Source organism: Robertkochia sediminum (assembly GCF_016786255.1).
Classification (GTDB): Bacteria; Bacteroidota; Bacteroidia; order Flavobacteriales; family Flavobacteriaceae; genus Robertkochia; species Robertkochia sediminum.
On the sequence record NZ_JADMKT010000074.1, the window covers coordinates 37621 to 56732 of the forward strand.

Here is a 19112-nt window from a genome sequence, read left to right on the forward strand (position 1 = left end):
ATTACACCAAAAGTCTGCAATTTGTATTGTCTATTTTATGTATACTTCAAACACTTTATCTCTCGTGGCTTCATCCAGAAGTTCCTCTTCCAGCTTTCGGATGTACTCCAGTTTTCGCTTGTTTAAAAGGATCTTCTTTATGGTAGGCTCCACGTAGTCCAAAGGCGGTGTTTCCGTGCGTTTAAGCACATCTTCCACAGCTACCAAATATACCCCTAAAGAATCAGATAGCTCAAAAAATTGTGATTTTTTTAAATAATCATCCTTGTTATCAACGGTTAACACCGGGATCTTACGCACCACTTCAGACACCCTTACCCAGGCCGAATCGTTTAACGAATAGAACTTGAATTTCAGGGCGCGTTCCTGTAGCTGTTGCACGTCGTCTTCCCCAAACCGCTTCAGGGCATCGGCAATATCGCCCTGCCCGGTAAAATCTACCGGTAAACTTATATAGCGCAACCGCACCAGGTCTTCATTGAGCATGAAGTTGTTCTTGTTAGCCTCGTAGTAGGTTTCCAGCTCTTGCCGGCTCACTGCCGTATCCATCCCTTTATTGACCAAGGCCTCCTTATAGGCATTGATATAAAGATCTGCCCTGTACTGGGTCACCAGCCTTTCAAAGGCCTCCTGTTTTTCTTCAGAAAGATTGATCTGCGCTTTTTCGAACAGTAATTGGTCTTTTGCCCATTCGTTAATGTAGTTATTGACAACAACCATACTGTCTTCCGGACTCAAAGCTCCGTTATACGCGGGATCCAGCTCTGATCTCAAAAGGTAGTGTTCGTCTACCCTGGCCACTGCACCCTCTGCATCGGGGGTAGCAATGTAATTGCACGCTGTTTGGGCAATGGCTGCGGCTACCGCGGCCACCAGTGTACCGTACTTCCTGATCTTCTTCATATATGAGGTGTATGCGAACAAATTTAACAATAAAGGCATACAAAGCAAGTCAGGGGCTCCATTCACTTTAAGCGATCTAATGCCAATGGTTTCTCAAAAATTCATGAATTTTGCAACGCACAATACGCTTTTACGATGAAGAAGATCAAATTTATATGGGATTTCCGCGGCCCCGGCGCCCTGCAAACAGCCAGGCACCATGAGATACATCTGGAAGAATTTTGCCGGATGGAAGCATTGGATGATTTTGAAACCGGTCACCAGGAGATCAACGAGGCACAAGCCACGGCATACCTTACCACTTCTGCAGCACACCTGAAGCTCATTCGCGACAGGCTACGACCGCACCGCGCGGTACAGGCATAAAAAAAGCCACCCCTTTACAGGGTGACTCTTTGCTAAAATCAATTCTACTCAGCTGTTTTTACGGCAAGACCACCTTATCGATCACATGAATGATTCCGTTAGAGGCATCTACATCGGTCTGCACTACGGTTGCCGAATTACCCTGTGCGTCGGTAATGATCACATTCCCATCAGATAATGTAGCAGTTAACTCACCACCTTGAACGGTTGGTATGGTAAACGACCCTCCAGAATTGTTGATCGCTTCGATCACTGCAGCGGCATTATATTCTCCTGCTACCACATGATAGGTTAATATGGCGGTTAGCATTTCTTTATTTTCAGGCTGAACAAGACTCTCTACAGTCCCCTCAGGTAATTTCCCGAAAGCTTCGTTCGTAGGAGCGAACACTGTAAACGGACCTTCGCCATCGAGGGTCTCTACCAACTCAGCAGCCTTCACTGCAGTGACCAGGGTAGAAAAATCATCGAGACTGGCAGCTATTCCTACTACAGAAGCCTTCGCGCTATTCTCTGCTGCAGCCTGATCATTGTGTTGCGCCCACGCTGTCATTTGACCGAACCCCAGGATCAATACAAGCGACATTAAACTTACTTTCATCAACTTTTTCATAATCTATTGTTTTTGGTTTGTGTAAAACTATGAAAACGAAAGCGTTACAAACATTTATTTTGTTTAAAGTTTACTTAAAAACGTAAAACAAAACGTTAATAGACAAAAAAACACCCCAACATTGTGGGGTGTTTTCTATATGCTAAGCGTTATAACTAACGGCTGTAGTTCGGTGCTTCTTTGGTAATGGTCACATTGTGTGGGTGACTCTCGTTTATACCGCTGGAAGTGATCTTAACAAAACGTCCGTTCTCTTTAAGGGCGTTAATGTCTCCGGCTCCGCAATACCCCATTCCGGCGCGAAGTCCGCCAATGAACTGGTGCATGCTCTCATTGAGCTCTCCTTTGTAAGGAACACGTCCTACGATACCTTCCGGTACCAGTTTCTTCAGATCGTCTTCCACGTCCTGGAAGTAACGGTCTTTACTTCCCTTGGTCATGGCCTCTACAGATCCCATTCCGCGATACGACTTGTATTTTCTACCGTCAAAGATAATGGTCTCTCCCGGTGATTCTTTGGTACCTGCCAGCAGGGACCCAAGCATAACACAGTCGGCTCCGGCAGCGATAGCCTTAGGAATATCACCTGTATAACGAATACCACCATCGGCGATAACCGGTACGCCCGACCCTTTAATAGCGTTCGCTACTTCGAGTACTGCAGAAAATTGCGGAAATCCAACTCCGGCAACGATCCTTGTCGTACAAATAGAACCGGGCCCAATACCCACCTTAACGGCGTCGGCACCAGCTTCTACCAGGTATTTAGCGGCCTCGGGAGTAGCGATATTTCCTACCACCACTTCGAGTTCCGGGAAGCTCTCTTTTACTTGCTTTAGAATCGTAACCACTCCTTGGGTATGCCCGTGAGCGGTATCGATCACCACAGCATCTACTCCGGCCTTTACCAGGGCTGAGGCACGCTCTACCGCATCGGCAGTTACCCCAAGGGCAGCAGCAACGCGAAGACGGCCATAGCGGTCTTTATTGGCAATAGGCTTTTGCGTAAGCTTGGTGATATCTCTAAAGGTAATGAGACCGATAAGCTTGTTATCGTCTGACACTACCGGTAATTTTTCGATCTTATTTTCCTGGAGGATCTCCTCGGCGTCTCCCAGAGAAGTCCCTTCTGCTGCAGTAACCAGTTTTTCGCTGGTCATCACTTCAACGATCGGACGCTCTACGTTCTTTTCAAAACGAAGGTCTCTGTTGGTAACGATCCCTTTCAGGAAACCGTTATCATCAACGATCGGGATCCCACCGATGCGGTGTTCTTTCATGCTGCTTTGGGCATCCTTTACCTTGGCGGTTAAAGGCAAGGTAACAGGATCGATGATCATTCCGCTCTCCGCACGCTTTACCTTTCTCACCTGGAGCGCTTGCTCTTCAATGGTCATATTCTTGTGCAACACCCCTATTCCCCCTTCACGGGCCATGGCAATAGCCATATCGCTCTCGGTTACCGTATCCATAGCGGCAGATACGATCGGAACGTTAATAGTAATGTTTCTGGTAAATTTTGTCTGGATACTTACCTCTCTTGGAAGTACTTCGGAGTAATTGGGAACGAGAAGGACATCGTCGTAGGTTAACCCCTCACCTACAATTTTAGCATCATGTGCTTTCATATGCAACTTCTAATTTAGTTGCATGCAAATATACTGCTTTTTCTCTGGAGAACAACCCCTAATAAATCATAAAAAATTCCTGAAAAAAGGAACGATCTCATCTATAAAATCTCACATCCTTATCAGGGGTGTGAAACGGATACCCAATTACAATTTCACCTGTAGGGTCAGGTACCAGTTTCTGGGTGCCGAAGGGATGATCCCGGGACCGGGATACCCCGTTGCCCTGCGTGTAAAATAGGTATTGTCGAGAAGGTTGTTCACACCTCCTTCAAACCTCAGCACACCGAGGGTATATGACAGGGAAAGGTCGAGAATATCGTAGGCAGGTATTTGCCCGATCACACCGCTAATGTTCGAGGCTACCGAATTGGTGGCATCGGTAAACTGGCGAGACAAGTACGTGTATTGCACATTGGCAGCGATATTGCGATAGCCAAACTGCATTCCCGTTTTCAGGTTCACATCGGGAACGAATTCCACCTGATTGCCTTCGATCCCGGGCTGGTCAGATCTGGTGTATTCTGAATTGATCAGGGCCAGGTTCACAAAGTGATTCCATGAAAAATCATTCGACATTTGGGTGAGTTTTGCGAGGTTGGTCTCCAGCACGGCCTCCAGACCAAACATAAGAGCATCACCCACGTTCCCTCTTTCACTCACCACCCTGCCATCGGCCAGGGCCTTTTGCACGAAACCAATACGGTCGTTATAGAACATGGCAAAACCACCAACATCATAGCTTAAAAATTCCTTGAGATCGCCACGAGCTCCCAGATCAATGGTATACCCGCTCTCATCGGTGATATCGGGAGATACCGCAAAGGCCGGATTATTGATATTGATATCTGAGAAGGTTACCGACCGGTAGTTTTGCGAAATATTTCCATAGGCTTCAAGATGGCTGTTGGGTTTATAGCTCAGGCCAACCCCCAACAGCAGGAAGTCGCGCTCAAAATCACGTTCTTCTTCAACGATCTCTTCAAGGATCACATTTCCGGCAGCATCGGTATTGATACGCTTGTAAAATCCGTCACTCTGTGTTCGGATATACTCCAGGCGAAACCCCGGCGTTACCGAAAACCTATCACTCAGGTAAAAGATCTGCTCTCCGAACCATGCGAAGTTCAGGTTAGGAAGGTCGAATTCTGATTGTTGCGGATAGGCCGGAAAATCGGATTCAAAAAACTTGAAATTGGCATCCGTCCCATCGCTACCCGGCCCCTGCCGCTGGTAGTTATTGGCATCGTAATATTTGATCCCGGTTAGAAAGGTCGCTTTGCGATTCAGGATCGTATACCTGTGCAGTAAACGAGCCTCCAATCCGTAATTCTTAAAATCACCGGTGATCAGGTCCCGTTCTCCTCCCGGATCGGGTTGATCGACCCTGTTGGTGCGAAAACCTAGAGCATAGCGCGAGGCGTTAAGACCAAAGAGGTTCGCGGTAAAATTGGTGCGATCAGAAAAGGCGTGTTCGACCTTCAAATTATACAACAACCAATCTACCTGGAACCAGTTTCTGCTCCTGTTGCTCTGAAAGGGATCTTCTTCGAACATCCTGTCTGTGAGTCCGCCCCCCTGTTTAGCGAGATAGCTCAACCAGGTGAGTTCGGCAGAAATGTTGGTACGCTCCCCAATCTTATACCCCAGAAACGTATAGGTATTCTTCGAATCGAATTGGGAATTTGGGCGAAAACCATCGCCACGCTTGTAATTAAAAAAAGTGTAATAGCTCAGGTTTCCCACCGTCCCGCTTAGACTGGTAAAATTAGTGTAGAGACCAAAACTTCCGGTCGTATTCCTGGTGAGCACTTCGATAGGCTTATTTTCTACAGGCTCTTTCATACGAAAGTTCACTAGCCCTCCGAACTGTGTTCCGTATTGCAGGGAGGCTGCCCCGCGAATAACCTGGATCTCGCGCAACCCTTCTGAAGCAGGGCTGTAATAACTTTCGGGGTACCCCAGTACATCGGCACTGATATCGTATCCGTTTTGGCGGGTATTGAAATTAGAAGTTCGGTTAGGATCGAGACCACGTCCGCCGATATTGAGTTGCAAACCGGCATCGTCATTTTGGTAAATGTTAAGTCCGGCTACCTTACTGTAGATCTGCCTCGCATTATTGGTAGCCAGGTTAGCCATAGACTGATCTACCAGTACTACCTCTGTCTTTTTACCCGCATAGATCGCGGTACCCTCCACATCGCGAAGTCGCGATAGTTCAAAAACCTGTTTCCGCCTGGCAGTTACCTCTACGGCCGATAGCTTAACGCTTAATCCTTCCAGGCGCACATCGAGGACATTCTTATCGCTACCCGAACGCCAAACCACCTCCTTCAGCGTATGGTCATAAGAGAAAAATACCAGTGTTAGGTTTTCCTTACGGGTGGTAAAGACATATCTCCCCTCAGCATCGGTGGTCGTAAGGAGTCCCTGGGTCTTATCGTAGATCTCAACGAACGGCAAAGGGTCACCGGAATCACCATCGGTAACAAGCCCTTTCACGGTAGTCTGAGCCATTGCGGCAAGGGTAAATAAAAAACAATACAAAAAACTATAGGCCTTTGATGTCATCTTTGAATGGAAGTATCCAGGTTTTGTGTTTAAACGATTCTTTTTCGCGGTAAAGGTCTGTCTTTTCATCGACATAGGGCTTACCGGTCCTGCCATTCAGGGCTACATAGCTTTTTGCAAACACTTGTACATGTTCATGGCCCTGGGCGCTAAAATGATCGCCCAGAAAATGAGCGTATTCCAAAATAAAATCAGGCTGAAAGCTCATTTGTTTCTCCTGAAAAGAGGTTAAAAAATCAGTATTATCAACTTCAAAAGCCTCCCCTGTCTCCCCATTCACAATGGTAAACGTGGTATACCCCACCTTATCTATAAGCATTACCCGCCACGAAAACCGGAAACCTTCTTCGGTCCAGAACAACTCTCCGGGGTAAGCCAGGTAACGGAACGGCACCACCAATTGAAGCGTAAAAAATAGCGTAAGGATAACCGGTATGCCTTTTCTCTGCCACCCCTTAATGGGATAAACCCCGAATGGCTCAAGGTTGGCAGTGCTCTTTCCTATTCCGGCAATACGCCCTGCATGCCTGATCCGGGATATGATCTTATGGTGTAATCCCGCATCGAAAAAGATCAGTGCAGAAACGATCATGATATAAGGGAACATCCCTATCGGGAAGAGCACACGGGTAAACACATGAAAGAACACCACCAGGGCAAAGGCCAAAAGTCGTGTTTGCTTGTACAGTAATAAGAAGGGGATAGACAGATCGTAGACCATCCCGGCCCAACTCATGGCATAGTGAAACCATTCCTGTTGCATGAAGGTATTGCCCAGCAATGGAAGATCGAACCTGGAGGGCAACCATATTTTGAGTGGCATGGCCCGAAAGAGCCAATCGGAATTGATCTTGGCCAGACCTGCGTAAAAATACACAATACCCAGCATCAACTTTACTGCATCGATGGCCCAGGCTGGCACCTCCATATATGCCCTTCCCTTTCTCAGTGCATCAAGCGAAAACCGCGCATTGGCCGGAAGAAATATCATCAGAAAACTGAGGATGCTTATAAAATAATAGTGATTGAGATAGGTGGTTTTATCCATCAGTTCGATATAGGTGAACGACAGAAAGAACAGGGCGATAGACAGCCTGTACCTGTAGCCAAGCGCAACCATCAGAGCCGCAACCCCACAGACCGCGAAGAGAATATAGGTAGCATTACCCAGCGGTTTTACCCATTCAAAACCGTAATACGAAAAATGAAATTTTGGCTCCAGGTAAAGCTTTTCGATCCACCCATTGCTCCAAAACCTGATAATACTAAGCAGCATCATGATGCCAAAAAACACCCTGAAGACCACAAGGGGGGCCGCATCGGTAGTACGTTGAAGGTATGTGTTCAAGTTCGCCTGCATAAACACGAATAACCCCGGCCATCAAGACCGGGGACATTCAATATCTTAAGAATTAACCAGTGTCGCTAACAAATTAATCGCCATCTGCATCGACGTAATCTATGGTAATATTCATTTTTTGTACCATATCGACCTTCAAGAGGACAACAGCCTTCTGCAGCTCATCGTAAGTACGGGTCATTGCTGCGTTATCTGTGGTTACTTGTTGCGATAGGTCGTCGCCCAGCATTTCCATTTGTGACCTGGCCGAGTTGAACTGCCCATTGATCGATCCTGCCAGTCCATCTCCCCCTTGAATGGATTCGAGGTAGTCGAGGTAGTCGTCAAAACTCACCCCAACAGAAGAACCTCCATAGGCCTTTCCGTTAAAGAAATCCTGAACAGCATTCAGAGCGGTCATGGCGAGCATCTTAGAATAAACACTACCGTAATACGCCTCTACTCTGTCTGGCAAGGGTTGGGTTGAGAAGACTCCTGCAGGGATCCCGATCTTATTGGCGCGCAATCCTTTTTCGTAATAAAAAATGAAATCGTTGGTAAGCTTGTTTACAGCTCCTGTAGCCGTATTGGCCGTATTGTTCACAAATTGATCGCGATAAGAGGTACTCCAATCGCCTGCCACCTCGCCGGTTAAAGCCACCATTCGGGCAGTAAGATCGGTAAGATAGGTTTTATACCCCGCAGCATCGGCAGAACTCACATACTGATCGATGATCTCTGCATCGGTAACTCCGATCCCGTGAATGAGGTAATCTACCGCCGGAAACCCTACCGCATCCTGATTATTCACACTGGAAAGATCGTAGGTTCCGGATGCAATGTTATTCATCACGTCGGTAGTAGAAACGGGGTACACATTCATTTGGAAATTGTACTGTAACTCCTCCGCCTTTCCTATATTGAACATCTCTGCGTACTGCCAGGTAGCATAGGCGTCAAGCCAGGCACTGCGCAATTGATCGAGACCTGCCTGATCCGGACTACCGGCAAAGCTATTCGCCGCATCATCTAAGACCGCCAACTTGCTTTCCAGGTCTGCCAGAGCAGGAATAATGATATTATCGGCCCAGTTTGTAAGCATTGCCTGTCTGTCGAACTGGTCCTGAGGCGTGCCTCCATTACCATTATCGCTGCTGCTGCAAGCGGTAAAAAGCACCACAGCACACAAGCATGCTAAAGATCGGTTAACAAAACGTATCATAACTCACTTCATTTATTATACTCACCTTTCGGTTCTTTCTATTCTTTCGAGAAGGTTATTACAGTGCTTCGGCTACGGTGAAAGGGAATCTGGCAGCAATTTCGGCAGCCATATTCTCCAGTGTTGAAGCCTCTACATCCCAAAACCCATTTCCTGCAAGCAGGGTCTCCAGGTAATTGGTCACCTCCTCATGGGTGAAATACGGTTGGTTGGTCTCCGGATTTCTGGTAAACTGAAGGCTATAGATAAACCCTACCCCTTCAGAAAGGTCGTGAAAAGCCGCAGCCTTGTCGTTTGCTGCAAAAGCCTGCTTTCCATATTCCAAATAATAGACAGCTCTAACACCGATGATCATAGAAACTTTCTCACGAATGATATCTGCCTGGGCATCGCGAAGTTCGTAATTCTTCTCCACAATCGCCTGTCTACCAAGAGCAAAAGCATCAAATATCTCCTGAGCGATCCCTGCAAAATCTGGATCCCCCTCCATACGTCCGAGGTATTTACTGAGGAAAGAATCGGCTCCGAGAATCGGTGATGCAGGGTTGCCTTCGGTACCGTAAAGATAGCCGTAGGCCTCATCCCACTTGTGCTCCATGGTAGTATACGACTTACCTTCCTCGGTTACACCATTATCATTGTTAGCACGATTGGCCCCTTCGTCAAGCACCGATACGCTCAGGTAATTATTGAGCATTTGATCGGTCATTAACGCACCGATAAGTCCTTTGATCACGATCTGATCGTACTCCAGACCCTTGGCGTTTACATAACGTACAGATCCCCCACCGGCTTCCTGGATAAATCCGGGAACTCCGGCTGCAGCTTCCTGGTTCCAGCTTGAAAACACCTCATTGGCCTGTCCGTCTATCCATGTTTCAAAATCCTGTTTGATCGCAGCAGAAAGCGTGCTGTTGGTAAAGAAATAATCTCTTGATGCAGCTACTTTGCTGCGGATATTCTTAGAAGAAGCGTTAAGCGTCTCATCGTCAAAATTAGGTGTCCCTGCCTCGTGAGCGTACATCGCTTTTAGTGCTTCTGAAGAGGTAGCAGGGTCCATAAGTGCCTTCCCTAAGGCCTCCCCCATTTGTATTCTTGTTGTTTGACCACTGAAACTAACAGTAGACGCACCGTCACGTGTAAATTCGTACGTTGAAGGGGCCTGGATGTTCCCCATATCCATTTGATTATCGTCGTCTGAACAAGCAGTGGTAAGTAGTGCAAGGGCAATTATGCCTAAGAATCGTTTCCTCATCTTTTTATTTAGATTAAATTTAAATAATGTTTGATTTCGGGAAACAAAAATAATAACGAACAGCAGGAAGTCAAAACTTATTTAGATTAATTTCAAATAAAAATACATTATGATTGTATTTAGACAGATAATCCCTGTTAACCTCAAGAACATAAAGCCTTGATAACCTATGCAATACAGATCCCGATCTTGTGAAAACGGTAAGGCAGCATCCGGTACCTGACCTCCTATTCCTTTCCATGATGCCCACTTTCCATCCATGATCTCACGACATTCTACAGTTTTAAGCGGTCATTCATGAAGTAGATTATCGCGATTCAATCCCACCTAAAATGAAATATCCTGCAAGGCCAAACACACGTTTAAGGATCATTCCAATAGTTGCTAAACCTGGTTCAAAAAATACACCCCTTCCCTGTCGCCTGGAGATTACCATAAATAATACAAGTGAAAACCGGGGATCACATAAAATTTACTTATCTATCTATAATTAATCTAAATAAATTTGGGTCAATCAAAACTCCATTTTAACTTTGCATTAAGAATTTGAATTTATTTTTAATTAGTCTTAATAAGATGACTCTAAAGCAATACCTCCCCCTTATCTTTTGCATGATCTTCCTCGGACAGACGTTCGCCCAGGAAAAAGAGCAAGAACAAGAAAACGACCCTATTCTAACCACACTCGACTCGATATACAAACTCAACGAGGTGGTACTTTCTGCCAATGTGATCTTTGGAAGCAAGTTTGAAGCGAGAAACCGCACCGGTTCTTCCTATTATATTTCTCCCGCAGAAATTCAAAAATTCAACTACACCGATATTAATCGTGTGCTTAAGAGTGTTCCCGGAGTGAATATGTACGAGGAAGACGGATTCGGGCTTCGTCCGAACATCTCTTTACGCGGTACGTCTCCTGAGCGAAGCGCCAAGATCACCCTTATGGAAGACGGTGTACTTATAGCCCCCGCCCCTTATAGTGCTCCTGCCGCCTATTACTTCCCGACCATAGCACGTATGCACGCTGTGGAAGTACTTAAAGGAAGTAGCCAGGTACAATTCGGGCCCTATACCACCGGAGGTGCTATCAACCTGATCTCTACCCCTATTCCAGACAATTTCTCCGGTATGGCTGAAGCTACTTACGGTTCGTTCAACAGCACCAGGGCACAGGCTCGCATTGGCGACAGCAGAAAGCATTTTGGCTATATGATCGAATACCTCAATTACACTTCCGACGGATTCAAAGATCTTGACAATGGTGGCAACACCGGTTTCGACAAGAACGACCTGGTAGCAAAATTCAGAGTGAACACCGATCCTGAGGCAGCCGTTAAGCAATCGCTTACCCTTAAATTTCAATATGGCGATGAAGATTCGAACGAAACCTACCTCGGGTTATCTCAAAACGACTTCAACGCTACGCCCTTCAGAAGGTATGCGGGAACGCAGATCGATAATATGGATAATGAGCACACCCAATTTACGGCTACGCACGTGCTCGACCTCAGCAAGGATTTTCGCATCAGCACCACCGGTTACATCAACTCCTTTAAAAGAAACTGGTATAAACTGGACAAGGTTGATGCCGGTAACGGTAGTGTTGGTATTGCCAGCATCATGAACGATCCGTTCACCTATACCGAAGAGTACGCTGTGGTTAGCGGCGCTGCAAACAATGCTGGTGATGCCTTGATGGTAAAGGCCAACAACCGAGCATACGACTCCAGAGGGGTACAGACCAAGCTTGACTACCACTGGAGAGGCGACCAAACCTTTCACGATATCGAGATCGGACTTCGCTACCACACCGACGAAATGGATCGTTTTCAATGGGTAGACGATTACAGCATAACCAATGGTATCATGAACCTGAAAACGGCCGGTATTCCAGGTACCGACTCTAACCGCATACACAATGCCACGGCACTGGCGGCCTTTGCCATGTACAAGTTCAAATACAAAGACCTGACCCTAACTCCCGGACTGCGTTTTGAAAGCATGACCCTTGCCCGGGACGATTACGGAAAGAACGATGTAGACAGAACAGGGATCGACCTTTCCAGCAGAGAGAACAAGGTAGATGTATGGATCCCGGGCATCGGATTCAACTACAACCTCGACAACAGGGTAAGTGTATTTGGAGGTATTCACAAAGGATTCTCTCCTCCGGGAAGTACCGAAGGCCAGGATGCAGAAGAAAGTATCAACTACGAGCTGGGATCGCGATTCAGCTTTGGCCTGCTAAGCGGAGAACTCATTGGTTTTTTCAACGACTACAGCAATCTTCTTGGGAGCGACTTTGCTGCTACCGGAGGTACCGGAAACCTGGATCAGTTCAATGCCGGGGAGGTAAATGTAATAGGTATGGAAGTTTTACTGAACTACGAATTCCTTAAAGAGAATAAAGCATTCTCACTGCCTGTTACTTTTGGGTACACCTACACCGATAGCGAATTCAGAAACAGTTTCAGCAGCTCAGACGAACTCTGGGGCGATGTGGCAGTTGGCGATGAGATGCCTTATATCTCCAAGCACCAGTTCAACGCTATGCTCAGCCTTGTTCACAAGCGTTTTGACCTTAACCTTTCAGGGCGTTACAACGGGGCCTTCAGAACCCAGGCCGGAAGTGGTGCAATACCTGCCGACCAGGAAGTAGCTTCGAACTTTGTTATAGACATGGCGGCGAACTACCACCTGACAAAGCACCTGAGTCTCACAGGGAACATCTCGAACCTTTTAAACGAGACCTATGCCGTGTCGCGCGTTCCGGCAGGACTGCGCCCGGGACTTCCGTTCGCAGCCTATGGCGGGCTACGCTTCGGATTCTAGATCATACTGTATCTTAACATAAAAAAAGTCCCCTTTCTTATGAACAGGGGACTTTTTTATGGTGTAACACCATCTTTAAAAATAAGCTCCGAATATCTTTAACGCCTCGTTATAGGCACTTTCAAAACTCATTGCCCGGACCCCACAGTCGGCCTTTTTACTATTCATATACGAAAGGAGTTTTTCGGTAGGCATATTTCCGGTAAGTTTATCCTTGGCCATTGGGCAACCGCCATACCCCTGAATAGCACCATCGAACCTACGGCATCCGGCCCCGTAAGCAGTATCGACCTTTTCGAACCAAGTATCGGGGGTAGTATGCAGGTGGGCTCCGAATTCCATTTCAGGATACGCAGGAATGAGTCCGCTAAATATATAGGAGATCACCTCGGGGGTCGAAGTGCCCACCGTATCGGAAAGCGATAAGATGCGAACGCCCATTTTATGCAATTTCTCGGTCCAGTCTGCTACAATATCAACATTCCAGGGATCCCCATAAGGATTACCGAATCCCATAGACAGGTAGGCCACCACTTCTTTCCCGGAGACATCGGCGATCTCTAGGATCTCCTGAAGGACATCAATGCTCTCTGCTATGGTCTTATGGGTATTACGCATCTGAAAGTTCTCGGAGATCGAAAACGGATAGCCCAGGTAGTCGATCTGCTCAAAACCGGAAGCATCATTAGCACCACGAACGTTGGCTACGATCGCGAGGAGTTTGCTTTGCGTCGCACTCAGGTCGAGCCTGTCCAGCACCTTGGCAGTGTCCCGCATTTGCGGTATCGCTCTTGGCGATACAAAGCTTCCAAAATCTATGGTGTCAAATCCGCAGCGCAATAAGGCCTGCAGGTATACCACCTTTTTTTCGGTAGGAATAAAATCGCGTATGCCCTGCATGGCATCGCGCGGACATTCAATGAGTTTCACTTTATCGGTTAGCTCCATAATGTATTCAGTACCGTATCATTTAGTGTATCAAAATGGTCGATCTTCATATGTGCCGGCCCCAGGTCCTGAGCCCCTGAATCGGGATTGATATACCCTATGCATTTCATGCCGGCCGCCACAGCCGCCCTGACTCCGTGACCGCTATCCTCGATCACCCAGAAATGCTCGGGAGCAACGCCGTAAAGCGCACTCACACGAAGGAAGATATCGGGAAAGGGCTTGCTTCGCTCCAGGTCTTCACCACTTACCTTATGATCAAGGAGATCATCGATCCCCAATCGGTCTGTAAAAGCATTGATAAGTCGCATCGGACTGGATGAAGCTAAAGAGCAGCGAATATCACTTTGCCGCAATCGCTGCAGTAATTCAGGCATGCCTTCCGGTTGCGGAATATCCCGATCTTCAAGCATGTCGAACAACCGCTCCATATGCGTATGCATAAGGTCGGGTACAGGTTCTTCAAGATCAAAATCGGTTTTGGCCTTTTCCCAAATAGCGCGATTGGCCATCCCCACAAGACTACTGTAATAGGCATCACTCATAACCAGCGATCGCCTTTTAAAAACATCAAGAAGGACCTCCTTATGAAAGGGTTCGCTGTTTACGAGCACCCCATCCATATCAAAGATGAGAAATTTGTTCATACCCGGAATTTGGCAATTCCACCAAAGATAACGAACCTCTTACCTATAAACAATTAATTTTCTGATAGCAGAATAAAGAAACCTATAAGCACGAACACTACAATTTGCACCCATTTGAAGACGAGTCCGCTGCGCTTATGTCTTTTTAAATACCCCGAAATACGCCCTGCCAGCATGGCGATAAGAGAGAAAATGATCCCGGATACCAAGATGAACAATAGTCCGAGCACATAGAACTGCCCCACCGTGTTCATAGCGTCGCTAAACAGAAAACCGGGAAAAAAGGCCAGAAAGAATATAGATACCTTAGGATTGAGCACATTCATAAAAAAGCCCTGCACAAACAGTGCTGAAGGCTTCTTTTTGGGAACCCCTTCATTAAGGTCGATCTGCCCGCTACTCCTGTACACCATAAACGCCAGGTAGAACAGGTATCCCGCACCAAAGATCTTGATCGCGGTGAACAGCCATGGACTTTGACGTATGAGGGCAGAAACGCCAAAAGCCACCAGGGAAGTATGTACCAGGCACCCGGTCATGAGTCCGCCCACGGTAGCCATCCCGTATTTAACCCCGTGCACCAGGCTCTGCATAAGCACATAGATATTATCGGGCCCTGGAGAAAGGGCCAGAACACCTGAAGAAAGCACAAAGGCTAAGAGGATCTCGGCATTCAAAATTAGTCCAGCAACTTTTTATTAATGGCCTTTACCAAAGCCGGACCTTCGTAGATAAATCCGGTGTATAGTTGTACCAGGTCGGCACCCGCCTCGAGTTTTTCGATCGCATCTTCGGGAGTGTGTATCCCTCCTACCCCGATGATCGGGAACGACTTCCCACTTTTTTCCGCCAGGAAGCGTATCACCTCGGTAGATCTAGCCGTTAAGGGCTTTCCGCTGAGTCCGCCGGTCTCTTCCTTATTCGCATCCTTGAGTCCGTCTCTGCCAATAGTAGTATTGGTCGCAATGACCCCGGCGATACCCGTAGTATTAACGATATCAATGATATCGGTAAGTTGATCATCGGTAAGGTCCGGAGCGATCTTAAGAAGTATAGGTTTTGGCGCTTCCTTTTTCTTATTCAAGGTCTGGAGTGTATTCAACAAGTGGGTAAGCGGCTCCTTATCCTGAAGGGCCCTCAGGTTTGGAGTATTGGGCGAACTAACGTTCACCACGAAGTAATCCACATAGTCGAACAAGGCATTGTAAGCGTAGATATAGTCATTTACAGCCTCTTCGTTAGGCGTGACCTTATTCTTACCAATATTTCCCCCGATAAGAACGTTCTTATTTTTCTTTAGGCGCTCAACGGCCTCATCGACACCGCCATTGTTAAACCCCATGCGATTTATAATAGCCTGGTCTGCTTTAAGACGAAACAGGCGCTTGCGCGGATTTCCCGGCTGGGGCTTTGGGGTTAAGGTCCCGATCTCCACAAATCCGAAGCCGTAATTTGACAATTCCTGAAAAAGCTTGGCATCCTTATCAAATCCGGCTGCAACCCCCACAGGGTTCTTGAACTTAAGGCCAAAAACCTCTCTTTCAAGACGTTTATCCTCTACCTGGAAGATCCCTCTGATCAAGGAAGGCACTCCGGGAATACGGTGTATAAAGCGAATAGCTCCAAAAACAAAATGGTGAACATCTTCCGGATCGAACTTAAAAAGCAGGGGACGAATAAGGGACTTATACATGAAGTTTAATGTTTAAGCAAAAATAAATGAATCCCCCTACATAGCGAAGCTTTTTTTTAGGGGATTGCATCCCTGTGATTGCTGGTGAAAGTAGTATTTTTGGGGAAAATGAAGATCCATGAAAAATATTAAGGACAGATTTATTAGTTACATCACTATAGACACACAGAGCGACCCTGCATCTGAAGCCACTCCCAGTACCGAAAAACAGTGGGACCTGGCCAATTTACTGGTCGACGAACTCAAAGAAATAGGCATGGAAGAGGTGACCATAGACGAGAACGCCTACGTCATGGCTACCCTACCTGCTAATGTAAACCACGACGTTCCCGTGATCGGATTCGTGGCACACTTTGACACCTCTCCCGATTACTCAGGCACCAATGTGAATCCGCAGATCATCGAGAATTACGATGGTAAGGACATTACCCTTGACAAAGAAGGTAAAATGGTACTCTCTCCAGACTATTTTGAAGACCTTAAGCTTTATAAAGGCCAAACCCTGATCACTACAGACGGGACTACCCTCCTCGGAGCCGACGACAAAGCCGGGATCACCGAGATCGTAAGCGCCATGGAATACCTCATCGCGCACCCTGAGATCAAACACGGTAAGATTCGCGTATGCTTCACCCCCGATGAAGAGATCGGTAGAGGGGCGCACAAGTTCGATGTTGCCAAATTCGGTGCCGAATGGGCCTATACCATGGACGGCTCACAGATCGGAGAATTGGAATACGAGAACTTTAACGCGGCATCTGCAGAGATCAGGTTCACAGGAAAGAGCGTTCACCCGGGATACGCCAAGGGGAAGATGCAAAATTCAGTATTATACGCCACAGAATTCCTGAGCATGCTTCCTGCAAACGAAGTCCCTCAGCACACCGAAGGAAGGGAAGGATTCTTTCACTTCCCCGATATTCACGGTGAAGTAGAGCTTACCGTAGTGAAAGGGATCATAAGAGATCACGACAGCGATAAGTTCCAGGCCCGCAAGGAGCTATTGGAGCAGATGGTTACCAATATGAACAACAAGTACGGGGATGTAGCCAACCTGGAGATCAAGGACCAGTACTTTAACATGAAAGAGAAGGTAGCTCCCGTAATGCATATTGTAGACATTGCAGAACAGGCCATGAAAGACCTGGATATCGAGCCTATTATTAAACCGATTCGCGGTGGTACCGACGGTTCACAGCTATCCTATATGGGTCTACCCTGCCCGAACATCTTTGCGGGAGGACACAATTTTCACGGGCCATACGAATACGTGCCTGTTGAAAGCATGGAAAAAGCTACCAAGGTGATCGTGAAGATCGCTGAGCTAACAGCTGATAAATATAGATAGGGAGTAGTGAAGAGTGATGAGTGATGAGTGATGAGTGAAGAAGGCTAAAATACAGTAAGCTGTACGCGGTAGGCTTTGAGCTCTAAACCGTAAATTGAAAACTGTTAACCACAACTGAGAGGAGTGAAGGCTGATGCGTGAAAAAATGCTGTAAGCTATACGCCTTATTCGGTAGGCTGAAGGATTTAATCTGCAAACCGCTAACTGCTAACTGAAAACCGTAATCTGTTAACTCCGGCATGGATAAAATAGCGACCTATATTGAAAAGAACCCGCGATGGAGCAGCGCCCTTAAGACCCTGAGGAGCCTGTTACTGGAACACCCTTTTCAGGAAACCCTTAAATGGAAAGCCCCGGTGTATACGGCATACGGACGAAACCTGGTAGGGATAGCCGCCTTTAAAAACCATTTCTCCCTTTGGTTCTACGAAGGCTATCTGTTGGAGGATGCTTTTGGCCATTTAGAAAATGTACAGGAAGGGAAAACCAAATACCTGAGACAATGGAAATTCTCCGGTATCGACGAGATCGACAAGGAACATGTAAGGGCCTACCTCAAACAAACTTTAGAGCTGGCCGCCGTTCACGAGGCTCCTAAGCCATCGGTAGCAAATAAAGCTGCCACGAACACCAAGCCTCACTCATTATTGCACGAAGCCCTAGCAAATGATACTGCATTAAAACAAGTATATGAGGCCTTTCCACCTTTCAAGAAAAGAGAGTTTTCGGAACATATCGCCGAGGCCAAACGCGAAAGCACACAGCAAAGGCGACTGCAAAAGGTATTGGAGAACTTATTCGTTCGGGTATGGGCCTAAACGACAAATACAGAACATAAAAAAAGCACCGTGATCACGGTGCTTTTTTATTATTGCATATACTCTGGTGAATTACTTCTTAGCAGGAGCTTTAGGCTGAAGTTTCTGAGAGAGCTCCAGCGAAAGTGCTGAACGCTCGAACTTCATTTTTCCGGCCATGGTCTCGATAATACAAGTGTCGTCTTCTCCAAGATCGACGATCTTACCATGAAGTCCGCTTTTGGTGATCACACGATCACCTTTTTTAAGTTCTGATGCAAATTTCTTCTCCTGTTTTTGCTTCTTGATCTGCGGGCGGATCATAAAGAAATACATTACCGCAAAGATCAGGATAAAAGGAGCAAATTGATTTAATGCCTCCATTTAAATGGTTTAAATAATTTATAATTCAGGAAACCGCTTATTGGGCTGCATCTTTAGGCTCTACAAAAGCCTTGATACGAAGCTGCTCGGTCCCTTTTTCGGTATTGGTAATAAGCCTAACGGTTTTGTTCACCTCGTTCATTCCGCTACCGTTAAATTTCACAAGAATCTCTCCAGACTCTCCCGGAGCGATAGGCTCGTTTTGAGGGTATTGTGGAATAGTACACCCACAGCTACTGCTGGCATTGGTAATGATAAGCGGTGCATCTCCGGTATTGGTAAAAGTGAACACTTTCTCTACAGGTGTACCCTGAACGATTTTACCGAAATCGTGGTCGGTAGCCTCGAAGGTCATCACTGCGTGCTTAGAATTGGCCTGATCTCTTTGCTCAGCCATTTCTACGTTCTCACTTTTAATTTTTTCTGAAGCATTTTCCTTACAAGAAGTAAAAGCCATAAAAGCTACTACTCCGGATAAAAAGATCGCTTTTTTCATAATACTGGTTTTGATTTGTGTTACAATAGCATACCTGTAAGTCACAGGTAAAATTAATATCGTTAAG

At 46.6% G+C, this 19112-nt stretch carries 17 protein-coding genes; 4 read left to right on the top strand and 13 right to left on the bottom strand.

Annotation, left to right across the window (positions count from 1 at the left end):
* Positions 1-30 precede the first annotated feature (30 nt).
* The gene (locus IS446_RS07000) at positions 31-903 is read right to left on the bottom strand and encodes a peptidyl-prolyl cis-trans isomerase (RefSeq protein ID WP_203059294.1); all 873 of its coding nucleotides are present in this window, start codon (positions 901-903) and stop codon (positions 31-33) included.
* 135 nt (positions 904-1038) lie between these two features.
* Here IS446_RS07000 and IS446_RS07005 point away from each other — a divergent pair, with 135 nt between their 5' ends.
* Positions 1039-1269, top strand: coding sequence for a hypothetical protein (locus tag IS446_RS07005; RefSeq protein WP_203059295.1), 231 nt, complete (start codon positions 1039-1041; stop codon positions 1267-1269).
* Between the two features lie 58 nt (positions 1270-1327).
* Here IS446_RS07005 and IS446_RS07010 read toward each other — a convergent pair whose 3' ends face one another.
* The 6 genes from IS446_RS07010 to IS446_RS07035 all read right to left on the bottom strand — a co-directional run bounded on the left by IS446_RS07010 (position 1328) and on the right by IS446_RS07035 (position 9900).
* Positions 1328-1882, bottom strand: coding sequence for a fasciclin domain-containing protein (locus tag IS446_RS07010; RefSeq protein WP_203059296.1), 555 nt, complete (start codon positions 1880-1882; stop codon positions 1328-1330).
* Between the two features lie 155 nt (positions 1883-2037).
* Complete coding sequence (gene guaB / locus IS446_RS07015; RefSeq protein ID WP_203059297.1) at positions 2038-3510, bottom strand: IMP dehydrogenase; 1473 nt, start codon at positions 3508-3510, stop codon at positions 2038-2040.
* A gap of 147 nt (positions 3511-3657) precedes the next feature.
* Positions 3658-6030, bottom strand: coding sequence for a TonB-dependent receptor domain-containing protein (locus IS446_RS07020; protein ID WP_235996437.1), 2373 nt, complete (start codon positions 6028-6030; stop codon positions 3658-3660).
* 34 nt (positions 6031-6064) lie between these two features.
* Entirely contained in the window at positions 6065-7444 is a 1380-nt protein-coding gene (locus tag IS446_RS07025) for an HTTM domain-containing protein (protein WP_203059299.1), read from the bottom strand.
* 73 nt (positions 7445-7517) lie between these two features.
* Positions 7518-8645, bottom strand: coding sequence for an imelysin family protein (locus tag IS446_RS07030; RefSeq protein WP_203059300.1), 1128 nt, complete (start codon positions 8643-8645; stop codon positions 7518-7520).
* 58 nt (positions 8646-8703) lie between these two features.
* Positions 8704-9900, bottom strand: coding sequence for a DUF4856 domain-containing protein (locus IS446_RS07035; RefSeq protein WP_203059301.1), 1197 nt, complete (start codon positions 9898-9900; stop codon positions 8704-8706).
* Positions 9901-10476: 576 nt separating this feature from the next.
* Between IS446_RS07035 and IS446_RS07040 the strand changes: the two genes are divergently transcribed.
* On the top strand, positions 10477-12732 hold the full coding sequence (locus IS446_RS07040) for a TonB-dependent receptor family protein (protein WP_203059302.1): 2256 nt from the start codon (positions 10477-10479) through the stop codon (positions 12730-12732).
* Positions 12733-12807: 75 nt separating this feature from the next.
* Here IS446_RS07040 and IS446_RS07045 read toward each other — a convergent pair whose 3' ends face one another.
* The 4 genes from IS446_RS07045 to IS446_RS07060 are packed head-to-tail and all read right to left on the bottom strand — an operon-like array spanning position 12808 to position 16020.
* Positions 12808-13680: a hydroxymethylglutaryl-CoA lyase gene (locus IS446_RS07045; protein ID WP_203059303.1), complete on the bottom strand. Its 873-nt coding sequence runs from the start codon at positions 13678-13680 to the stop codon at positions 12808-12810.
* A complete protein-coding gene (locus IS446_RS07050; protein WP_203059304.1) occupies positions 13671-14327 on the bottom strand; it encodes an HAD family hydrolase in 657 nt (218 codons plus the stop codon). The genes IS446_RS07045 and IS446_RS07050 overlap by 10 nt, the downstream gene beginning before the upstream one ends.
* A gap of 53 nt (positions 14328-14380) precedes the next feature.
* Positions 14381-15004, bottom strand: a complete 624-nt coding sequence (locus IS446_RS07055; protein WP_203059305.1) for a LysE family translocator — start codon at positions 15002-15004, stop codon at positions 14381-14383.
* Between the two features lie 2 nt (positions 15005-15006).
* On the bottom strand, positions 15007-16020 hold the full coding sequence (locus IS446_RS07060; protein ID WP_203059306.1) for a quinone-dependent dihydroorotate dehydrogenase: 1014 nt from the start codon (positions 16018-16020) through the stop codon (positions 15007-15009).
* Between the two features lie 118 nt (positions 16021-16138).
* Between IS446_RS07060 and pepT the strand changes: the two genes are divergently transcribed.
* Both pepT and IS446_RS07070 read left to right on the top strand, forming a co-directional pair.
* Entirely contained in the window at positions 16139-17368 is a 1230-nt protein-coding gene (gene pepT / locus IS446_RS07065) for a peptidase T (protein WP_203059307.1), read from the top strand.
* Between the two features lie 239 nt (positions 17369-17607).
* Positions 17608-18186 (top strand): DUF1801 domain-containing protein, encoded by a 579-nt coding sequence (locus tag IS446_RS07070; RefSeq protein ID WP_203059308.1) that lies wholly within the window; start codon positions 17608-17610, stop codon positions 18184-18186.
* Between the two features lie 72 nt (positions 18187-18258).
* Here IS446_RS07070 and yajC read toward each other — a convergent pair whose 3' ends face one another.
* Both yajC and IS446_RS07080 read right to left on the bottom strand, forming a co-directional pair.
* Entirely contained in the window at positions 18259-18549 is a 291-nt protein-coding gene (gene yajC, locus IS446_RS07075) for a preprotein translocase subunit YajC (RefSeq protein ID WP_203059309.1), read from the bottom strand.
* Positions 18550-18586: 37 nt separating this feature from the next.
* Positions 18587-19045: a DUF1573 domain-containing protein gene (locus IS446_RS07080; protein WP_203059310.1), complete on the bottom strand. Its 459-nt coding sequence runs from the start codon at positions 19043-19045 to the stop codon at positions 18587-18589.
* Positions 19046-19112 lie beyond the last annotated feature (67 nt).